This is a genomic window from Clostridium caldaquaticum (assembly GCF_023806125.1).
GTDB classification, from domain to species: domain Bacteria; phylum Bacillota; class Clostridia; order Clostridiales; family Clostridiaceae; genus Clostridium_AT; species Clostridium_AT caldaquaticum.
The window spans coordinates 117853-138067 of the sequence record NZ_JAMSKT010000006.1 but is presented as its reverse complement, the minus strand read 5'-3'; the positions used below and the strand labels follow the sequence as shown (position 1 = coordinate 138067).

At 29.8% G+C, this 20215-nt stretch carries 21 protein-coding genes; all 21 read right to left on the bottom strand.

Annotated features, from left to right (window positions below):
• Positions 1-49: 49 nt before the first annotated feature.
• The 21 genes from M2651_RS05505 to M2651_RS05405 all read right to left on the bottom strand — a co-directional run bounded on the left by M2651_RS05505 (position 50) and on the right by M2651_RS05405 (position 20149).
• Positions 50-313 (bottom strand): YlmC/YmxH family sporulation protein, encoded by a 264-nt coding sequence (locus M2651_RS05505; protein WP_252131345.1) that lies wholly within the window; start codon positions 311-313, stop codon positions 50-52.
• Positions 314-444: 131 nt separating this feature from the next.
• Positions 445-1218: an RNA polymerase sporulation sigma factor SigG gene (sigG, locus tag M2651_RS05500; RefSeq protein WP_252131344.1), complete on the bottom strand. Its 774-nt coding sequence runs from the start codon at positions 1216-1218 to the stop codon at positions 445-447.
• Positions 1219-1293: 75 nt separating this feature from the next.
• Positions 1294-2001: an RNA polymerase sporulation sigma factor SigE gene (gene sigE / locus M2651_RS05495; protein ID WP_252131343.1), complete on the bottom strand. Its 708-nt coding sequence runs from the start codon at positions 1999-2001 to the stop codon at positions 1294-1296.
• A 16-nt stretch (positions 2002-2017) separates the two neighbouring features.
• Entirely contained in the window at positions 2018-2818 is an 801-nt protein-coding gene (spoIIGA, locus tag M2651_RS05490; RefSeq protein WP_252131342.1) for a sigma-E processing peptidase SpoIIGA, read from the bottom strand.
• Positions 2819-2977: 159 nt separating this feature from the next.
• The gene (ftsZ, locus tag M2651_RS05485; RefSeq protein ID WP_252131341.1) at positions 2978-4060 is read right to left on the bottom strand and encodes a cell division protein FtsZ; all 1083 of its coding nucleotides are present in this window, start codon (positions 4058-4060) and stop codon (positions 2978-2980) included.
• Between the two features lie 15 nt (positions 4061-4075).
• Complete coding sequence (ftsA, locus tag M2651_RS05480) at positions 4076-5338, bottom strand: cell division protein FtsA (protein ID WP_252131340.1); 1263 nt, start codon at positions 5336-5338, stop codon at positions 4076-4078.
• Positions 5339-5498: 160 nt separating this feature from the next.
• Positions 5499-6743, bottom strand: a complete 1245-nt coding sequence (locus M2651_RS05475) for a glycosyltransferase family 2 protein (RefSeq protein WP_434062139.1) — start codon at positions 6741-6743, stop codon at positions 5499-5501.
• A 124-nt stretch (positions 6744-6867) separates the two neighbouring features.
• A complete protein-coding gene (locus M2651_RS05470) occupies positions 6868-7923 on the bottom strand; it encodes a type IV pilus twitching motility protein PilT (RefSeq protein ID WP_252131338.1) in 1056 nt (351 codons plus the stop codon).
• Positions 7924-7952: 29 nt separating this feature from the next.
• Positions 7953-8729, bottom strand: a complete 777-nt coding sequence (gene aroE / locus M2651_RS05465) for a shikimate dehydrogenase (protein ID WP_252131337.1) — start codon at positions 8727-8729, stop codon at positions 7953-7955.
• A 155-nt stretch (positions 8730-8884) separates the two neighbouring features.
• On the bottom strand, positions 8885-9586 hold the full coding sequence (gene sigK / locus M2651_RS05460; protein WP_252131336.1) for an RNA polymerase sporulation sigma factor SigK: 702 nt from the start codon (positions 9584-9586) through the stop codon (positions 8885-8887).
• Positions 9587-9668: 82 nt separating this feature from the next.
• Positions 9669-11303, bottom strand: coding sequence for a penicillin-binding transpeptidase domain-containing protein (locus M2651_RS05455; protein WP_252131335.1), 1635 nt, complete (start codon positions 11301-11303; stop codon positions 9669-9671).
• Between the two features lie 50 nt (positions 11304-11353).
• Entirely contained in the window at positions 11354-11983 is a 630-nt protein-coding gene (gene udk, locus M2651_RS05450) for a uridine kinase (protein WP_252131334.1), read from the bottom strand.
• Positions 11983-13209 carry a peptidase U32 family protein gene (locus M2651_RS05445; protein ID WP_252131333.1) on the bottom strand — a complete coding sequence of 409 codons (1227 nt, stop codon included), beginning with the start codon at positions 13207-13209 and terminating at the stop codon, positions 11983-11985. Before M2651_RS05445 ends, udk begins: the two co-directional genes overlap by 1 nt.
• A complete protein-coding gene (locus tag M2651_RS05440; protein ID WP_252131332.1) occupies positions 13202-13858 on the bottom strand; it encodes an O-methyltransferase in 657 nt (218 codons plus the stop codon). The genes M2651_RS05445 and M2651_RS05440 overlap by 8 nt, the downstream gene beginning before the upstream one ends.
• Before the next feature lie 14 nt (positions 13859-13872).
• Positions 13873-14916 carry an endolytic transglycosylase MltG gene (mltG, locus tag M2651_RS05435; RefSeq protein WP_252131331.1) on the bottom strand — a complete coding sequence of 348 codons (1044 nt, stop codon included), beginning with the start codon at positions 14914-14916 and terminating at the stop codon, positions 13873-13875.
• 34 nt (positions 14917-14950) lie between these two features.
• On the bottom strand, positions 14951-16777 hold the full coding sequence (typA, locus tag M2651_RS05430; RefSeq protein ID WP_252131330.1) for a translational GTPase TypA: 1827 nt from the start codon (positions 16775-16777) through the stop codon (positions 14951-14953).
• A gap of 168 nt (positions 16778-16945) precedes the next feature.
• The gene (locus tag M2651_RS05425) at positions 16946-18613 is read right to left on the bottom strand and encodes a ribonuclease J (RefSeq protein ID WP_252131329.1); all 1668 of its coding nucleotides are present in this window, start codon (positions 18611-18613) and stop codon (positions 16946-16948) included.
• Positions 18614-18642: 29 nt separating this feature from the next.
• Entirely contained in the window at positions 18643-19095 is a 453-nt protein-coding gene (locus M2651_RS05420; RefSeq protein WP_252131328.1) for a Fur family transcriptional regulator, read from the bottom strand.
• Positions 19096-19113: 18 nt separating this feature from the next.
• On the bottom strand, positions 19114-19377 hold the full coding sequence (locus M2651_RS05415) for a DUF1292 domain-containing protein (RefSeq protein ID WP_252131327.1): 264 nt from the start codon (positions 19375-19377) through the stop codon (positions 19114-19116).
• A 42-nt stretch (positions 19378-19419) separates the two neighbouring features.
• Positions 19420-19833 (bottom strand): Holliday junction resolvase RuvX, encoded by a 414-nt coding sequence (ruvX, locus tag M2651_RS05410; protein WP_252131326.1) that lies wholly within the window; start codon positions 19831-19833, stop codon positions 19420-19422.
• A 58-nt stretch (positions 19834-19891) separates the two neighbouring features.
• Positions 19892-20149, bottom strand: coding sequence for an IreB family regulatory phosphoprotein (locus M2651_RS05405; RefSeq protein ID WP_252131325.1), 258 nt, complete (start codon positions 20147-20149; stop codon positions 19892-19894).
• Positions 20150-20215: the final 66 nt, after the last annotated feature.

Below are 20215 nucleotides of genomic sequence, written 5' to 3'. Positions count from 1 at the left end.
TACAAAGTATAATATTATTATTTATTATACACTTTTCATCTACATTTTTCTACTCCCTATTATTAAGTATTATATCGCTTCCGTCGACAAGTATTACATCTATTCCTACTTTTACTACTCTAGACCAAGGAATTTCAATACTATCATTTTTACTAAACCAAGATACTTTTTGATTAGGTAATAATAAAGATAAAACTTTGTACTCATTGCAATCAATTTTAAAATCTTTAATATAACCAAGCTTGGCCCCCGTTGATATATCAATAACTTCCATAGTTCTCAAATTACCAATAGCATACATTGACGTTTCCATTTTTATCCTCCTCTTCACATATAAATAATTTTAAAAAATATTTATAGTGTTTTAACCTTAATATAATTTATATGTATATCCTTTAGCTTATATGAACATATAAAGTCAAAAAATAAAGAGCCTATAGGCTCTTATACATATTTTCTCATATGTCTTAATGCTGTTTTTTCTAATCGAGAAACCTGTGCTTGAGATATACCTATCTCATCAGCAACTTCCATCTGTGTCCTTCCATCAAAAAACCTTAACGTAAGTATAAGCTTTTCTCTATCGTTTAACTTTTTCATAGCTTCTTTTATAGAAATATTTTCAAGCCAGCTGTCATCTAAATTTTTATTATCACTTATTTGATCCATAACATATATGGCGTCCCCGCCATCATGATAAATGGGTTCAAATAATGAAACTGGATCTTGTATTGCATCTAGAGCGAATACAACCTCTTCTCTTGGAACTTTTAATTCTTTTGCAATCTGAGATATAGTAGGTTCCTTATTATTTTCACTAACTAATTTATCTCTAACTTGAAGAGCTCTGTAAGCTATATCTCTAAGAGATCTACTTACCCTAATAGAATTATTATCTCTAAGATATCTCCTAATTTCTCCGATTATCATAGGTACTGCATAAGTTGAAAATTTTACATTCTGTGATAAATCGAAATTATCTATAGCTTTTATTAATCCTATACACCCTACTTGAAATAAATCATCTACATTTTCGCCTCTATTATTAAACCTTTGAATTACACTTAAAACTAATCTTAAATTACCTTTTATAAACTTTTCACGACAAGTTTCATCTCCATCTTTCATGCTTATGAGCAATTTCCTCATTTCACTTTCTTTTAAAACTGGTAATTTTGCTGTATTTACACCACAAATTTCAACTTTATTAATCATCATCCTGTCATCAGCCCCTTCAGAATAATAGCATTTAAATTATTTCCCCAGGAGCCGTTTTTTATACTAAAGACAACCCTATATCATCTTATTTATTTCTTTCTTTAATCTCTTAATTATTCTTTTTTCCAATCTTGATATGTATGATTGTGATATTCCGAGAAGATCAGCAACTTCTTTTTGTGTTTTTTCACCTTCACCATTTAACCCAAATCTTAATTGTACTATTTCCTTTTCTCTATTATTCAATTTTTTCATCGCAACTAATAAAAGTTGTTTATCTACTTCATCTTCTATTAAATTATAAACAACATCATTATCCGTTCCTAATATATCGGAAAGCAAAAGCTCATTCCCGTCCCAATCAATATTTAATGGTTCGTAAAAAGATATTTCTGCCTTCACCTTACTGTTCCTCCGAAGATACATAAGAATTTCATTTTCTATACACCTTGAACCATATGTTGCAAGTTTAATTTTTTTATTAGGGTCAAAGGTATTAACTGCTTTAATAAGCCCTATTGTTCCTACAGAAATTAGATCTTCAACATTAACACCTGTATTTTCAAATTTTCTTGCTATGTATACCACTAACCTTAAATTTCTCTCTATAAGAATTGATCTTATGCTTTCATCTCCCTGGACTAATTTAGTTACTAAATCTTCTTCTTCTTCCTTACTAAGCGGAGGCGGCAAAGCATCATTTCCACCTATATAGTAAATTTTTTTAACAAAAACTTTAAATTTTACTAGTATTCTATTTAATATAACCTTCAACCTAAACATAAATTCACCCCAAATCTTAAATTATTCCCCTTGATAAAATAGCATTATAATCATTAAAAGCACTAAGTCTATTTTCACAAAATGCTACTACAACTTCTCTTTTTTCCATTTCACTTCCATTATATATTATTACATACTCTGGTTTAAAACCTTCTAGCTTTCCTCCTTGTCCATCAACCACTTTATATGGTATATATAATTTTTCATTATTGTTTATGTTAAAATCATTAAAATATCTTCTTTCTATTATTATCACAGGCAAATTTGTTGCCGGTTCTCTTAGTTCGTTTCCTGTATCTAAAAAAGCTTTTAATCTTGTCTTTTTATGCTTATTTATAATATCAATAGTATAAATAAACGATTTAAGCTCTTTTCTATCTCTTACATATACAACTATCCTATCTATCAACAAATAAATTAATATTAAACATAACAATAACTTTTTATAACTAAAATTTACAATAACAGTATTAATTTGCAAATTACTATTTTGGTTAAGCTCTATAAAAAAACATAGCCCTGCTAAAAGCATAGAATATAATAAATATATTAATAATGCTTTAATATTAAATACAATACCTTTTTTTCTAAATAAAAGTATAATCATTAAAAATGAAACTAATATTTTAAAAGGAAACGAGGTAAAAACACTTAATTTTGGAAATACCAAGGTTATTACATAAATACCTCCTATTAAAGCAGGTAAAATTATCTTTCTAAATTCTCTTCTGTTCCTAACTGTTTGAGAAGTTATATAAAGAAGAAAATAATTCACTATGATATTTTCTAAAAGTAAAATATCTAAATTTATTACCATATAACCTCCCCCTTTAAACTTATTATATATCTATTCATTTCAAAATTTTGTCATATTCTATTACAATTTATTATTTTTTAGCCTCAAAAAACGCCAAATTATTCCATTAAAAATATAAACTCTCTAAATGTTATAAAAAAAAAGTGCCAATAGGCACTTTTATCTTTTGGAAGTTCTTCTTAAAAAGGCAGGTATTTCTAAATCGCCTTCTTCATATTTTTCTTTTTCCAAGGTGAAAGCAGCTTCATTTTTTCCTGTAGGTGTATTTACAGCTTTAACCTCACCTTTACCATTTTCAAAACCAGTAGCAATTACTGTTATTCTTATTTCATCTTTTAAATTTTCATCTATAACTGCCCCTACTATAATGTTCGCATCAGGATCAGCAGCCTGCTGAACTATTTCTGCAGCTTCATTCATTTCAATGAGTGAAAAATCCGAACCACCAGTAATATTTAATAATACCCCTGTAGCTCCAACAATTGATGTTTCTAAAAGAGGACTTGATATAGCTTGCTTTGCAGCCTCTTGAGCCCTATTATCTCCTTTACCTTCTCCAGTACCCATGTGTGCCAAACCTTTATCTATCATTATAGTTTTAACATCAGCAAAGTCTAAATTTACAAGACCTGGTATAGTAATTAAGTCTGAAATACCTTGTACACCTTGTCTTAATACGTCATCAGCAAATTTAAAAGATTCTACTAATGGAGTTTTTTTATCAACTATACTAAGTAACCTCTCATTTGGTATAGTCACAAGAGTATCTACTCTATCTTTTAAATTTTTAATTCCCATTTCTGCATGAAGCATTCTTTTTCTTCCTTCAAAAGGAAATGGCTTGGTAACAACACCTACAGTTAATATACCCATTGACTTAGCTATTTCAGCTATAACAGGTGCTGCTCCTGTACCTGTTCCACCGCCCATTCCTGCAGTAATAAACACCATATCTGCACCTTTAATTGCCTGTGAAATTTCTTCCTTACTTTCTTCTGCAGCCTTCATCCCGATTTCAGGATTTGCTCCAGCTCCTAGCCCTTTTGTAAGCTTATCTCCTATTTGGATCTTTTGTGATGCCTGCGAAAGCATTAATGCTTGTTTATCAGTATTAACAGCTATAAACTCTACATTTTTAAGTCCGCTCTTAATCATTCTGTTAACAGCGTTATTTCCTCCACCACCACAACCAATTACTTTTATCTGAGCAAATTGTTGAATCTCAACATCAAAATCTAGCACAATAATACCTCCTCATTAGAAAAAATCTGCTAAAAATCCTTTAATTTTTGATAATACACTTTTTTCATTAATATCTTGATTTTTTTCATTTATTACTTTTCTTGTTCTATTTGCATCTGAAGATGCTCTTGTATTTCTATTTATTTTATTAAAACTAGATGTATTGATAACATCTTTAATTATTCCCACAGCAGTATTATACACTGGATTTGATGCACCCACATATTCAGGAGCACCTATCCTAACTGGTCTTTCAAATATTTTTCTACCTAAATCACAAACCCCATTAAATAAAGACAATCCTCCACCTACAATTACAATACCTGCAATATTTTCATAATATCCACTTTCATAAAGCTTGACTCTAATAAGCTTTAATAATTCATCCACTCTAGCTTCAATTATATCAACTAAAATTGAATGCTCTATATTAATAAAATTATTATAAGTAGAATTAACTTTTATAGGCGCTTGCTGAATACCATTCAGCTTTTCTAAACTTCCATATTTAATCTTAATTTTTTCAGCTTCTGAAAAAGGGATCTTAAGACAAATTGCAATATCATTTGTAATTATATTACCTCCGAAGGGTATCATATCTGTATGTAGTATATTACCCCCTTTATAAATAGAAATATCTATTTTATCAGCTCCTACATCTACAACAGCTGTACCCATATTAATCTCATCTTTTTTTAAGGCAGCTTCTGATATTGCTAAAGGTTCTAATACAATTCCATTAACCTCTATACCTGCTTTATTAACACTTTTTACTAAATTACTCACTATCGTTGTTTGAGCTAAAATTATGTGTGCATCTACTTCTAATTTTATACCAGACATACCTAAAGGATCCTTTATGTTGTCATACCCATCAATAATATATTGTTTAGGTATTACTCCAATAATTTCTTTGTTAGATGGTACTGATATTATTTTAGCTGCTTTTAAAACTCTGTCAATATCATTGCTTCTAATTTCTCTGTCTTGTGATGAAATTGCCACAACACCTTTACTAGATACAAGTTCACAAATTCCTCCTGGCAACGATACATAAGCACCAGTTATTTTGATATCAATCATTTCTTCAAGTTGTTCTAAACAATTCTTTATTGATTCTGATGTGCTATCAATATTAACAACAGTTCCTTTTTTTAAACCAGTACAGCTGACTGAAGTAATCCCAACAATTTGAAGTTTGTCTTGTTTATCTATTCTTCCAACAGCAGCACATATTTTTGAGGATCCTATATCGATACCTACTATGTATTCATCCATTAAGCCATTTCCCCCCTTATAAGAGAACCCTATTTGTATATATTCAACAAAAAATGTTTATTTCCTCTTAATTTTAAATAAAAATATCATATTTTATTAAATTTTTAATATAAAAAATAATTTTATAATAAAAAAAGATAGCCTTAAAGCTATCCTTCTTTTAATTTACCTTTTCTAAATCTGTAATGTTAACACTTCTGGTATGTAGCGTATGACTCCATTCCTTTTTATTTTTATCAAGAATTCCTTGAACTGATATAGGTATCCAAGTAATAGTATAGATAGGAAATATTAAATAATATAAGAATACTTTAAAACTAAGCTTTTTATCCAATAATAATATTATAGGAGTATATATAAACTGCAGTACTGCAACAATTGATAGTATGATTGCTATCACACTGACATGATTAATATTTATAATTGAGTTAATGAGCTCAGGTATGTTATTAATCCTTGTTAAACCGTCAATTATTGTTGCCACACCTAGCACAACTATAATTAGTGGCTGAACACTATATAAAGCACAATCAAACGCAGTAAAGTCAAGTTCTTTTACAGCCTTTTTTATTAACTTAAAAAAATATCTGCTTGCTACATCTGCATATCCCTGCATCCATCTTTTTCTCTGCCACCAGGACTGAGAAAGAGTAAGCGGTTTTTCATCATAAACAACAGCGTCATGAGCCCAACCTACCTTATGTCCATTTAAAACTAACTTACAAGTAAACTCTAAATCTTCAGTAAGACAAGTTGCTCCCCAACCTAATTCTTTTAATATTTCTGTATCTATACAGCACCCAGTTCCACCTAATTGATTAGATAAACCTAAATTCTGTCTTGATAATTGAAACATTCTATTTGAGGTCCAAAACGCAACAGAATATGCACCCGTAATCCAAGTGTCATGTGGATTTTTACTATCAAGATATCCTTGAACTACTTTAAATCCTTCACATAGTTTTTTATTCATTTCCTTTAAAAAATTCCTGGAAACAAGATTATCTGCATCAAAAATAATAACAGCATCATATTTTTTATCCATTTTAAATATCTTATCAAACATCCACTCAAGAGCATAGCCTTTGCCTCTTTTAGATTTACTGAATCTTTCATATACAATAGCTCCAGCTGCTCTGCTTTTTGCTGCTGTTTTATCTGTACAATTATCTGCAATTACAAAAATATCATATAATTGATTAGGATAATCTAACCTTTTTAAACTATGTATAATATCTTGAATTACTGTTTCCTCATTATGTGCTGCAACAATTAAGGCAAAACTTTTCTTAGGTTCTAACATATTGGATTCCTTTTTTCTATATAGACCAAAAAAGGAAATACATAAATAATACATAGAGATAATAAAAACTACATTGCTTAAAGCTCTTGAACCAAATTGCATTACTAATTTAATAATATCCAATATTATTCCCCCCTAGTTCACAGATATTTTAGCATAAAATTTTGCTAATTACTATAGGGATTTATTAATTATTAAAAATATTTTAATGTTTTATCTTATTTTTTTATAAAGTAATCATTCTTTGAAGAATATCTTTATTTGTAGAGTAAGTTAAAGCATCTTCATTACTTATAATATTTTTTCTGCATAATTCAGCAAGTGCCATATCCATAGTTTTCATCCCATATTTTAATCCTGTCTGAACTACTGATTCAATTTGATGAGTCTTACCTTCCCGAATTAAATTTTGTATTGCAGGTGTAGCTATCATAATTTCTAACGCAGCAACTCTTCCAATATCAAATGCCTTAGGAATTAACTGCTGTGATATTATACCTTGAAGTACAGATGCAAGCTGAACTCTAATTTGAGTTTGTTGGTGAGGTGGAAACACATCTATTATTCTATCAATAGTTTTCGCAGCACCAATAGTGTGAAGAGTTGACAAAACTAAGTGTCCTGTTTCAGCTGCTGTTATAGCTATTGATATAGTCTCTAAGTCTCTCATCTCCCCCACCAAAATAACATCTGGGTCTTCTCTAAGTACCGATTTTAATGCATTTTGGTAACTAAGACTATCTTTCCCAATTTCTCTTTGATTTATTATAGATTTATTATGTTTATGCAAATATTCTACTGGATCTTCAAGAGTTATAATATGTGCTGCTCTTGATGAGTTTATTTGATTTATCATTGCAGCTAAAGTAGTACTTTTCCCACTTCCAGTAGGACCCGTAACCAAAACCAATCCTCTTTGCTTTTCAGTAAGTTCTTTCACTATAGGCGGAAAATTTAATTCACTAAGTGTAGGTATTTTCAACGCAACTACCCTTATAGCTAAAGCATCACTTCCTCTTTGTTTAAATATGTTAATTCTAAACCTACCAAGTCCTGCTACCGAATAAGAAGTGTCAATTTCCCCTCTAGTATTATAAGTTCTATATTCCTCATCACTTAATATCTCTTTTACAAACTGTTCTGTATGGTTTGATAATAACTTTTCAGAATTAATTCTAACTAAATCGCCATTTACTCTTACTATTGGAGGAGATCCAACTGTCAGGTGTAAATCCGACGCATCTTTGCTAATGGTTATTGCTAATAATTCATACAATGTCATATGCTTAACCTCCAATATATTTATAACTATTACTTTAATAAATTAAAATGTTCCTTAATCCATAAATCTGCTGAAATATAAGCTTGATGTTTTAGCATGCTTTCCCCATTAAATATTATAGCCCCATTAGTTTCCGCTTCTTGTAAAAATCTAGTTTTCTCTGGATTATACACTAAATCATATACTATACATCCCTTTTTGATAGTTTTTACATTAATTGGAGTAAATTGCAAGTAATTTGCTCCCCCAAGTGGTGTACAATTTACAATTATATCATATTTGCAGTAATTATTATCATCATTTATTAAAATAAACTCAGAAATCCCCTGAAAATTTTCTTTTACTTTATCAATATCTCTTACAGCTAAGTCTATTTTCATGCACATTAAATCTTTAAGTGCATAAAAAATTGCTTTTGCAGCTCCACCTCCACCAATAATAAGTGCATTTTTCCCTTCTAAATTTATGTTAAACTCTTTAATGCTTTTTATAAATCCATGAAAATCAGTATTATATCCTATTAACTTTTTATCTATAACGACAACTGTGTTTACAGCTTTAATTTTATCTGCTGGATACTCTAATTTATTTAAATATTTAATAATAGTTTCCTTATAAGGAATTGTCACATTAAATCCTATAATATTATTAACATGAATATTATTTACAAAACTTTCTAGTTCGCATTTATCTATGTCAAAAATTTCGTATTTTACTGGAAGATTATGCATTGAATAATATTTATTATGTATAAATGGAGACTTAGAATATTGTATATTATTACCTAGCAAACCACATTTTTTCAATAATATCACTCCCTTATTTATCTTATAAATAATTATTCAACATATAAGTTTAAATTCCTTTTAACAAATTAAAAAATAAAAGTTAAAAGATTAAAAACTGCATCAAAAGTTTTAATCTTTTAACTTTTAGATATGACATATTTTTTTATTTATCTTCATTTGTTAGTTGTATTTAGCTCTTTATAAAGCTTCTTTAAGGCTCTTTTTTCTATTCTTGATACATAAGATCTTGATATTCCTAAAATTTTTGCAATTTCTCTTTGGGTTTTAGGCTTACCATCAGAAAGTCCATATCTCATTTCTATTACAATTTTTTCTCGATGTGCTAAACAATTATCAATTTTACTATACAATTTTTTTACTTGAATTTTGTTTTCAACTACTTCTATTATGGAATCTTCATCACTGCTCAATACATCCATAAGAGATATTTCATTTCCTTCCTTATCTATTCCAATAGGTTCTTGCAAATAAACCTCACCTTTAGTTTTCTTATTATTTCTAATAAGCATAAGTATTTCATTCTCTATACACCTGGCTGCATAAGTTGCAAGCCTTGTTCCCTTAGAGATATCAAAGGAATCTATCGCCTTTATTAAACCAACAGTACCTATTGATATTAAGTCATCTACTTCTTTTCCAGGGTAGGAGTATTTTTTTACAATATGAGCTACAAGTCTTAAATTTCTTTCAACTAATATACTCTTTGCAAGCAAATCTCCCTTTTTAAATCTCTCTAGATACTCTTCTTCTTCTTTATCATCTAGCGGCTGTGGAAAAGAATTACCATTGGTAACATAAGCTACTAAAAAAGTCATACTGCCTACCAAATCTAATAAACAGTTTACGAAGAACACAGCTGATCCTCCTAATAGTGCTTATTAATATGATATGGAGAATCAATACAAAAAGTGCCTGTACAAAGAATTATTTTAAATATTATTTTTGTAAATAAACATATAAAGATTGAACTACATCTTTAAATATTGGCACTGCTGTATTTGAGGCTTGCTCATTTTCAGTATCAATATCCTTTACAAATACTACCATAGAATAATATTTATTTTTAACCTTAAAAAAACCAACAAACCATCCATCAGAAGTCTTATTTTTTCCGTCTATTCTAGTAGAGGTACCAGTTTTTCCTCCTACTTCTATGTTTGATATATTAGCTGCTATTCCTGTTCCTTGACGAACTACTTTTATCATTTGATTTTTCAAAATATTAGCAGTAGTTTTATTGATTGCTGTATGTTGCTCTGTTTTTACTATTTCTTTTACCTCATTATCATTATTCACAAAAGCTTCAATAATATATGGTTTTACATAAATACCATTATTAACTACCGTATTTGCTATGCTAACTGCTTGAATAGGAGTTATCCTCATGCTTTGGCCAATTGCCAATTGTCCTGCCCCCTCACCTGGAGCCTGAGGCATAACATAATCACCTTTTACTTCACTATCAAGATTCAAAACTTTGTTAAATAATCCTTGGGACTGAGCTTTTTCTATAAAATTTTTAACACCTACTTTATCTCCAATCTGAGCAAATATATTATTTGATGACACAATGAAAGCTTCCTCTACATTTAAAGTCCCATAATCTTTTTTATCCATTTTATAAACACTCTGCTGACTTGAATATTTTTGATTAAGCGAAATACTTTTTTTATCAATTCCTGTTTCCTCTACAATAACTTTAAAAATAGAACCTGGCTCAAATCCATTTTGAGTAGCAGAACCAATATTTACATTTGGTAGACTATCATCTTTTTGAGTCATAGAAAGAATTTTACCTGAATTACTTTCTACAAGAACTACTCCTATTTGAGCATGAGCTCTATATTTATTGCTATTTAATATTTCTTTTATTTTATCTTGAATATTTTTATCTAGAGTTAACCTAACATTTAAGTTATTTCTAGGATTTATAAACTGCCCTGTAGAAACATTTCCGTCAATATCCTTATCAAATCTTATAATTGGATATTCATTATTTTTCGTTTTGTCATAAATTTGCATTTCTAGAGAATCATTATTCTTTAAATTATTATTTGATGGATTTCTTATATTTGAAATTAAATTTTCAATTTTCCACGCTTCACTTCTATCAACATTAGAAGCAGAATATATATAAAATCCCTTAACTCCTTTTATATTCTGAAGCTTATTGTAAGTAATCTCATCTATTTCATAAGTTATTTTTTTCGTTGTTCCATTTAAACCTATATTTGATAAATCATAAGTATTATTATAATTTCTAAGTATATAGATAAGGGCATACAAATCGTCTGTTTTAGTATCCATATTATTTTTGAGAAAAGATGCAGTATCAATAACTGCATAATACTTATTTTTATATTGCAGCAATTGCTTACCATTTTGATCAAATAATAAATAGTTTAAATCTGATACTTCTACCTTGTCTGTATACTGTGAATCTGCCCATACACTAAGCTTATAAGCTTCGTCTATAGTATGCACTTTAATTCTCCACCAAAGAAACATAAACATACTAACTAAAAATATTGAAAGCAATATAATCCTATTTTTATAAACAGTTATTTCCATAAAAACACCTCGCCTTGACTAAATTCTAGCCTAAAGCGAGGTGTTTTATTCTAATCTTCTTCTTTTTGTAAAAATTGTTTTATATTCGCTATCAACATATCAATAGCAACTTTGTTATGACCGCCTTCTGGAATTATTATGTCAGCATATCTTTTAGTAGGTTCAGTAAACTGCATATGCATAGGTCTTACTACATTAAGATATTGATTGATTACAGAATCTACTGTTCTGCCTCGTTCATTTATATCCCTTTTTAGTCTCCTAATTATTCTTACATCAGCATCAGTATCTACATATATTTTTATTTGCAGTAAATTTCTTATATCTATGTCTTGCAAGATTAGTATACCTTCAAGTATTATTATATCTCTTGGCTCAACTCTTATTGTTTCTTTTTTTCTATTATGAATTTCAAAATCATAGATTGGCTTTTCAATTGCTACACCTGCTAACAGTTTATTTAAGTGCTCTATTAACAATGCATTGTCAAAAGCATCAGGGTGATCGTAATTTGTTTTAATTCTATCTTCAAAGGAAAGTTGACTCTGGTCTTTATAATAAGAATCCTGTTCAATCATTGCAATACTATCTGCTCCAAATTTTTTATAAATCTCCTTTGCAATAGTACTTTTTCCAGAACCCGTACCTCCTGTAATTCCTATTAAAACTGGACGCCTCATTATTTTTCCTCCTTGGATTTTATGAGCATATCATCTTCCTTAAGTTCTATATTAGTCTTAATAGTATATAGCATTTGTGCCTGTGGAGTAGACTCTAAAAGATTGCCCTCTAAATCTCTCATATCTTCTAAAGTTATATGAAAATTATTGCCCTCAGGTCGCAAAATCTCAACTTTATCTCCATTAAACACTTTATTCCTTTGCTCAATTACAGCAATACCCTTTTCCTTATTATATTTTTTCACAATGCCAACTATATCGTGAGTTCTTATATAGGCTGAAGTTCCATAGACTTGCTTATTTTTCTCTCCAAAGTAAAATCCAGTATGGTATTCTCTATGACTAGCCATTTCTAAAATATTCATCCACTTTTCATCAAACTTATATTCCTTTGGATTATTAAAATAAACATCTATAGCTTCTCTATATGCCTTAACTACTGTAGCTACATAAAAAGAACTTTTCATTCTTCCTTCAATCTTAAAAGAAGTAATACCTGAATTTACAAGTTCTGGAATATGCTGAATCATACATAAGTCCTTAGAATTCATTATATAAGTTCCCTTTTCATCCTCAAATACTGGAAAGAATTCTCCTGGTCTTTTTTCTTCCATAAGGTAGTATTTATATCTGCATGGCTGAGCACACTCTCCTCTATTTGCATCTCTTCCTGTCATATAATTAGATAGAAGACATCTCCCCGAATAAGACATACACATAGAACCATGCACAAAAGCTTCCAGCTCACAACTTTCTGGAAGTTTTTCGCGTATATATTTAATCTGCTTTAAAGATAATTCTCTAGCCAAAACAATTCTTTTAATACCTATTTTATGCCAAAATAATGCAGATTTCCAATTAACATTGTTTGCTTGAGTACTTAAATGAAGCTCTAAATCTGGAACTATTTCTCTTGCAGTCATTATTATGCCTGGATCAGATACTATTATTGCATCCACATTTAGATTGTAAAGTTGTGTTAAATATTCTTCAAGACCTTCTAGATCTTCATTATGTGGAAATACATTAAGCGTAACATATACTTTTTTACCTTTTTTATGAGCATATTCTATACCTTTTTTTAACTCATCATTTCCAAAATTATCGGCAAAAGCTCTTAAGTTTAGTTTATTTCCTCCTAAATACACAGCATCTGCCCCAAAATTTATAGCAGTTTTAAGTTTTTCTAAGTTTCCTGCTGGAGCTAATAACTCTGGTTTATTCATTGATAATCCTCCTTCCAGTTACTGCTATGCCATCACCCATAGGTATAACTGAAGTTATAAGTTCTTTATTACTAGAAACCAATTCCAAATATGTTTTCATACGTTTTACTATAGTAATTTTTCTTCTCTTTAATAAATCTCTTGAAGCTACCATACCTTTAAAAAGCACATTATCTGCAATAATGATCCCTTCCTTACTTAGCAATCTTAAACAGTGCGGAAGAAAATGATTATAATGTCCTTTTCCTGCATCCATAAATATTAAATCAAACTCTTCTTCTAATTTTTGAAGCACTTCAAGACAATCACCCTGTATAACCTTTATCTTATCTTTAAATCCATATTTATTTATGTTTTCCAGTGCTGTATTAACCATATTTTCATCTCTTTCGATAGTAACTATGTGGCTTTTTACTGGAGAACTTATGCTCATAAGTATAGCTGAATATCCAATAGCTGTACCTAACTCCAATATTTTCATTGGCTTTTTTATATTTATCATAAGTTCAAGGAATTTCCCTACTTCCTTTTGTATTATTGGAACAGAATTCTCTTTAGCATAAACTTCCAATTCTTCAAGAATACCTTCACTGCGTGGTATTAAGCTTCTTATATACTGCTCCATATAATCATAAGTAATTCCACTCATTAAGTTTCCTCCATCTATTTATTCATCTTCGCTAAGTTTTCATCTGACACCTTCTTGTAGCGTAAAAATTCATTATAATCTTTTGTAAAAAAGTGAGTTTTTGTACCATCAAACTTTGATACAAAATATATATAGTTTGTTTGTGCTGGAGCTGCTGCTGCAATTATGGAGTCCTTTCCTGGATTAGCCACAGGTCCTATGGGCAGCTCCTTTACTTTGTAAGTATTATAAGGCGATTCTATTTCTAAATCCTTATAAGTATATACAGACTTGTGAACTCCCAAAGCATATTCTACAGTAGCACAAGATTGCATTGGCATTTTTATTTTAAGTCTATTGTAAAATACAGAAGCAATAACCGGTCTTTCGTTAGCTGCCTCAGCTTCCTTTTCTACTATTGATGCCATGATAATTAACTTATCAATTTCTTCAGTTTTTATAACTCTATTTATCTTCTGCTCTACGTCCTTTAAAACTTTCTCAAAATTTTTAATCATTATATCTATTATATCTTTTCCGTTCATACCTTTAACTAATTCATAAGTATCTGGAAAAAGATAACCTTCTAATGCATATTTTCTTTTTTCCTCAGCTTTTACGTAATTTGGAAGTCTATACTCTTTACAGCTCTTTATAAAATCATCTTTACTAATAATTTCTTTTTCTTGTAAAAGTGCAGCTACTTGTTCAATATTATATCCTTCTGGTATTGTTACCTTAACTGCATTTTCATTATATTTTCCTTCATTAAGAATTTTTATAAAGTCATTTAAAGAAACATCTTTATTTATAACATAGCTGCCAGGCTTTATATTAGTATCTAAGTTTTGTTTCTTTATATACCACTTTATCAAATATGAATTTCCAATCTTTTTTTCACTATAAAGCTTATTTATTAAACCATTTAAACTATCCCCATTGTTAACTTTTATTCTAACAGGTTCTGTACTGTCTGCAAAAGGATGCCTTATAATTTTTGCAGCATCAGAATATATTATAAAGCCTATAATAATTGTAACTAAGATAGGAACAAGCGCGAAAATAATTTTCTTTTTCATTACCCCACCCCATAATTTTTATTTTAACTAATTATTACTTGTTTCTATTAACAGCTTTTTTTCTAAGTTCATTATTTAATATTTTCTTTCTCATTCTAATACTTTTAGGTGTAACCTCAACAAGTTCGTCTGACGCAATAAATTCAAGACACTGTTCTAAAGACATGGGTTTTACAGGAGTTAACCTTAAAGCATCATCTGAACCAGAAGCTCTAGTATTTGAAAGATGCTTCTTTTTACATACATTTACTTCTACATCACCTGCTCTTGAATGTTCTCCAGCAATCATTCCCTCATACACCTCTGTACCAGGTCCTATAAAAAGTGTTCCTCTCTCCTGTGCATTATACAATCCATAAGTAACCGCTTCTCCAGTTTCAAAAACTACAATAGAACCTCTGCTTCTTTCTGGTATATCACCTTTAAATTTGTCATATCCATCGAGTATATGGTTCATTATACCATTACCTTTTGTATCAGTCATAAATTCGTTTCTAAAACCAATTAATCCTCTAGAAGGTATTAAAAACTCCAGTCTTGTATAACCATTAATTGCAGAAGTCATATTAACCATTTCCGCTTTTCTTGGTCCTAGTTTTTCCATTACTACTCCCATAAACTCCTCTGGTACGTCTATTGTCAATCTTTCAATTGGCTCGAGTAATGTTCCATTTTCTTCTTTAAAGATTACAGTTGGCTTAGAAACTTGAAATTCATATCCTTCTCTTCTCATTGTTTCTATTAGAATTGAAAGATGTAATTCTCCCCTGCCACTTACTTTAAAGTTATCTGCAGAGTCAGTTTCCTCAACTTTTAAGCTAACATTAGTCTGAATTTCCTTCATAAGCCTATCTCTTAAATGCCTAGATGTTACATAATCCCCTTCTCTTCCTGCAAAAGGAGAATCATTTACCATAAAATTCATGCTTAACGTTGGCTCATCTATTTCTACAAAAGGTAAAGCTTCAGGATTATCTAAACTAGCTATCGTTTCTCCAATATTTATATCTGATATTCCAGAAACAGCTACTATATCTCCAATTTTGGCTTCCTCAACCTCTTCTTTTTTTAATCCTTTAAATACATATAAATTTGATATTTTAACATTGCGAATAGAACCATCACGTCTTATAAGAGCTGCTGTTTGATTTCTTCTTATAACTCCTCTTTCTATTTTTCCTATTGCTATTTTGCCTACATATTCATTAGAGTCAAGTGTTGTTACAAGCATTTGAAGAGGTTTGTCTATATAACCTGTAGGAGCCTTAACATTTTTAATTATAATATCAAATAAAGGTTCCATGTTATCACTACTATCATTTAATTCTTTTTTAGCTATTCCATCTTTAGCAGAACAATACACTATTTGAAAATCAAGTTGTTCATCATTTGCACCTAATTCAACAAAAAGATCAAAAACTTCATCTATTACTTCATCTGGTCTTGAATCTGGTCTATCTATCTTGTTAATTACTACTATAGGCTTGAGATTTAATTCCAATGCCTTTTTCAGTACAAATTTAGTTTGGGGCATAGGTCCTTCAAAAGCGTCTACAACCAAAAGTACACTGTCTACCATTTTCAAAACTCTCTCAACTTCTCCTCCAAAGTCTGCGTGTCCAGGAGTATCCACAATATTTATCTTAACACCATTATGTTGTACAGCAGTATTTTTAGATAGTATAGTAATACCTCTTTCTCTTTCTAATTCATTAGAATCCATTACTCTTTCTTGTACCTTTTCGTTTATTCTAAAAACATTACTTTGTCTTAAAAGAGCATCAACTAAAGTAGTTTTTCCATGATCAACGTGGGCTATTATAGCAATATTTCTTATATCATTCCTCGTAAATAATTCCATGCTTTATTTCCTCCATATCTCATTCTATTAATATAATTAATGCTACGAATTAACAACAGTATTTATATCAAACAAAAATTGGATACTTTTTAAGTACCCAATTTTGTTTACATCATACTTATTCTAATATTAGTGATATAAAAAGTCAACTTACAGAGCAAATCTATATTAAATTTCCATTATTATTGGCAAAATCATTGGCTTTCTTTTAGTTTTCTCATATAAGAAAAGTCTTAAAGCTTCTTTGATATTAGATTTAATTGTAGCCCATTCCGTTATGTGTTTTTCTTCACATTCTCTTAATGCATCTTTTACAATTAATCTTGATTGTTCCATTAAATCTTCTGATTCTCTTACATAAACAAATCCTCTAGATATTATATCTGGTCCAGCAATAACATTACCAGATTCTTTTTCTATTGTAACAACTACAGTTAAAATACCATCTTGTGATAAGTGTTTTCTATCTCTAAGCACTATATTGCCTACATCTCCAACACCTAAACCATCAACAAAAACCTGTCCCGATATAACTGAACCATTTTTCTTTATAGAGTCCCTTGTAACTTCTATAACATCACCAGTATCTGCTATTATAACATTATTTTTAGCAAGTCCTAGTTTTATTGCAAGTTCTGCGTGCTGCTTCAAATGCCTGTACTCTCCATGTACAGGTATAAAAAACTTTGGTTTAACTAGTGTATGAATTAGCTTTAACTCTTCTTGACAAGCATGACCTGAAACATGAACATCAGCTAAAGCTTCATATATAACTTCAGCACCCTTTTTAAATAATTGATTAATAACTCTCGAAACAAATTTTTCATTGCCAGGTATAGGGGTTGCCGATATTACAACTGTATCTCCTACTGAAATATTTACCTTCTTATGTTCGGATGCTGCCATTCTTGAAAGAGCAGACATAGGTTCTCCTTGACTGCCAGTAGTGATAATTACAATTTGATTATCATTATATTTATTTATATTATCAATTCCAATAAATATTTCTTTTTCAGCAGTAATGTATCCTAATTCAGCTGCTACTGCTACAATATTCTCTATACTTCTTCCAGATACAGCAACTTTTCTACCAAATTTACTTGCAGCAGTTATAATTTGTTGTATTCTATGAATATTAGATGCAAAAGTTGCAACTATTATTCTGCCTTTTGCCTCTGAAAATATGCTCTCAAAAGTTTCGCCAACTGTACTTTCAGACATTGTATAGCCAGATCTTTCAACATTTGTACTATCAGCTAACATTACAATAACACCTTTTTTACCAAGCTCTGCAAATCTTGGTAAATCAGCAACAACTCCATCGATAGGAGTATAGTCTATTTTAAAGTCTCCAGTATGAAGTATTATTCCCAGTGAAGTATGAATAGCAATAGCCACTGAGTCTGCTATACTATGATTGGTTTTTATAAATTCCACAGATACACTTTCAAGTTTAATAACATCTTTAGGGCTAATACGTCTTAACTCTACTGTACTTAAAAGTCCGTGCTCTTTTAATTTTGATTCTACAATACCTAAAGTCAGCATAGTTCCGTATACAGGTACATTAAGCTCCTTTAAAACATAAGGAAGCGCTCCTATGTGATCTTCATGTCCATGAGTTAAAAATATTCCTTTTACTTTATCTATATTTTTTACTAAATAAGTTACATCTGGTATAACAAGGTCTATACCAAACATCTCTTCATCCGGAAACCTTAAGCCACAATCTATAACAATTATATCATTTTTATACTCTATTGCAGTAAGGTTCTTTCCTATTTCGTTAACCCCCCCTAAAGGAATAATTCTAATCTTATCCTTTTCTTTTTTCATAGCTACCCTCCTTTTCATTATTTTGTATATTATCTTTTATGGCAATTCTCACATATTCCGTAAAATTTTACACTATGATTTTTTATCTTAAAATTATATTTACTTTCAATTTCATGCTCTAATACTTCTAACAAATCACCTTCAACCTCTATAACCTTTCCACAATTGTTGCAAATTAAGTGATGATGGTGATGACTTTCAGCTTCATGTACTAATTCATACCTATAACATCCATCATTTAAATCCAACTTGCTAACTACTCCAAGTTCTTCTAATAATTGTATGGTTCTATAAACGGTAGCTAAACCAATTTCAGGACATTCCACTTTAACTAAATCATATAACTCTTCTGTAGTTAAGTGGCTTCCTTCATTTCTTATTATAATATCAACAATCGCTCTCCTTTGAGGAGTTAACTTATAACCTTTTTCTTTAAGATTGCTCTTTAAACTTTCTATTTCACTTGGAGATAGCTTTGACATTATAAAACCTCGCTTTTATTAGTTTAATTCTTCGTCAGAAAAAATTAATTCATAAGCTTCAGAAACCATAGCAAACTCATCATCATCGTCTATAGTTACTAAAACATCATTACCATCTTCATCTTTTTCAATTCTAAGTGCTATAGCATCTACGTTCTCTTCATCAGAAGGAACTACAATAACATATTCCTTATCTTCAATATCTAATTTTGTTATAACATCGAATTCTTTTTCTTCACCATTCTCATCAGTAAGAACTATTGTGCTTATATCATTTTCCATAAATCTTTCTCTCCTTTTTTACATTTATCATTATTTTAAAAATTATTTTGATATACTGTCTAAATATCCTTGAAGTATATATGTAGCAGCTATCTTATCTACTAGCTTTTTTCTTTTAGATCTAGATAAATCAGCCTCAAGCATTACACGATGAGCAGCTACTGTAGTAAGTCTTTCATCCCACATCTTTAGAGGAATATTAATATTTTCTTTTATATACTCACAAAATGCAATAACTTTTTCACCTTGAGTGCCTACTGTACCATTCATATTTTTGGGCAATCCTACTACAATTGTATCAACTTCATATTGTCTGCAAATTTCTCTTAACTCTTCTAAATCTGTTTTTTTAGATTTTCTACTTATAGTTTTAATACCTTGTGCTGTAAGTCCTAACGGATCACTAATGGCAACACCAATAGTTTTATCCCCAACGTCTAACCCTAATATTCTCATATATTTTCTCCTTTTATTATGTGTAGAGTTAAAATAAAAATGCCCAATAAGGGCATTTTTATTTTATTCCTAGATAAGCTTTTAACACTTCCTCAAGAATTTCATCTCTTTCCAGTTTCCTAACTAAAGCTCTAGCACCATTATAATTAGTTATATAGGTAGGATCACCAGAAATCAAATAACCCACTAACTGATTTACAGGGTTATATCCCTTTTTTATCAAAGAATTATATACTTCGTTTAAAATTTCTTTTGTCAAATCCTTTTTATCTTTTGAAAAATCGAATTGTATTGTATTTTCATTAATGTTCCCCATTGCTTTCTCACCCCTCTTCTTATCATTCTCAAATGATAATAGGTATGCTTAAATATATTATAAACT

What these genes read in the sequence shown, in the direction of transcription:
- M2651_RS05505 (WP_252131345.1), bottom strand. Translation starts at nt 313, where the DNA reads ATGGAAACGTCAATGTATGCTATTGGTAATTTGAGAACTATGGAAGTT.
- sigG (WP_252131344.1), bottom strand. Translation starts at nt 1,218, where the DNA reads ATGATGATTAATAAAGTTGAAATTTGTGGTGTAAATACAGCAAAATTA.
- sigE (WP_252131343.1), bottom strand. Translation starts at nt 2,001, where the DNA reads ATGTTTAGGTTGAAGGTTATATTAAATAGAATACTAGTAAAATTTAAA.
- spoIIGA (WP_252131342.1), bottom strand. Translation starts at nt 2,818, where the DNA reads ATGGTAATAAATTTAGATATTTTACTTTTAGAAAATATCATAGTGAAT.
- ftsA (WP_252131340.1), bottom strand. Translation starts at nt 5,338, where the DNA reads ATGGATGAATACATAGTAGGTATCGATATAGGATCCTCAAAAATATGT.
- M2651_RS05475 (WP_434062139.1), bottom strand. Translation starts at nt 6,743, where the DNA reads ATGCAATTTGGTTCAAGAGCTTTAAGCAATGTAGTTTTTATTATCTCT.
- M2651_RS05470 (WP_252131338.1), bottom strand. Translation starts at nt 7,923, where the DNA reads ATGACATTGTATGAATTATTAGCAATAACCATTAGCAAAGATGCGTCG.
- M2651_RS05455 (WP_252131335.1), bottom strand. Translation starts at nt 11,303, where the DNA reads ATGGAAATAACTGTTTATAAAAATAGGATTATATTGCTTTCAATATTT.
- udk (WP_252131334.1), bottom strand. Translation starts at nt 11,983, where the DNA reads ATGAGGCGTCCAGTTTTAATAGGAATTACAGGAGGTACGGGTTCTGGA.
- M2651_RS05445 (WP_252131333.1), bottom strand. Translation starts at nt 13,209, where the DNA reads ATGAATAAACCAGAGTTATTAGCTCCAGCAGGAAACTTAGAAAAACTT.
- M2651_RS05440 (WP_252131332.1), bottom strand. Translation starts at nt 13,858, where the DNA reads ATGAGTGGAATTACTTATGATTATATGGAGCAGTATATAAGAAGCTTA.
- mltG (WP_252131331.1), bottom strand. Translation starts at nt 14,916, where the DNA reads ATGAAAAAGAAAATTATTTTCGCGCTTGTTCCTATCTTAGTTACAATT.
- typA (WP_252131330.1), bottom strand. Translation starts at nt 16,777, where the DNA reads ATGGAATTATTTACGAGGAATGATATAAGAAATATTGCTATAATAGCC.
- M2651_RS05425 (WP_252131329.1), bottom strand. Translation starts at nt 18,613, where the DNA reads ATGAAAAAAGAAAAGGATAAGATTAGAATTATTCCTTTAGGGGGGGTT.
- M2651_RS05420 (WP_252131328.1), bottom strand. Translation starts at nt 19,095, where the DNA reads ATGTCAAAGCTATCTCCAAGTGAAATAGAAAGTTTAAAGAGCAATCTT.
- M2651_RS05415 (WP_252131327.1), bottom strand. Translation starts at nt 19,377, where the DNA reads ATGGAAAATGATATAAGCACAATAGTTCTTACTGATGAGAATGGTGAA.
- ruvX (WP_252131326.1), bottom strand. Translation starts at nt 19,833, where the DNA reads ATGAGAATATTAGGGTTAGACGTTGGGGATAAAACTATTGGTGTTGCC.
- M2651_RS05405 (WP_252131325.1), bottom strand. Translation starts at nt 20,149, where the DNA reads ATGGGGAACATTAATGAAAATACAATACAATTCGATTTTTCAAAAGAT.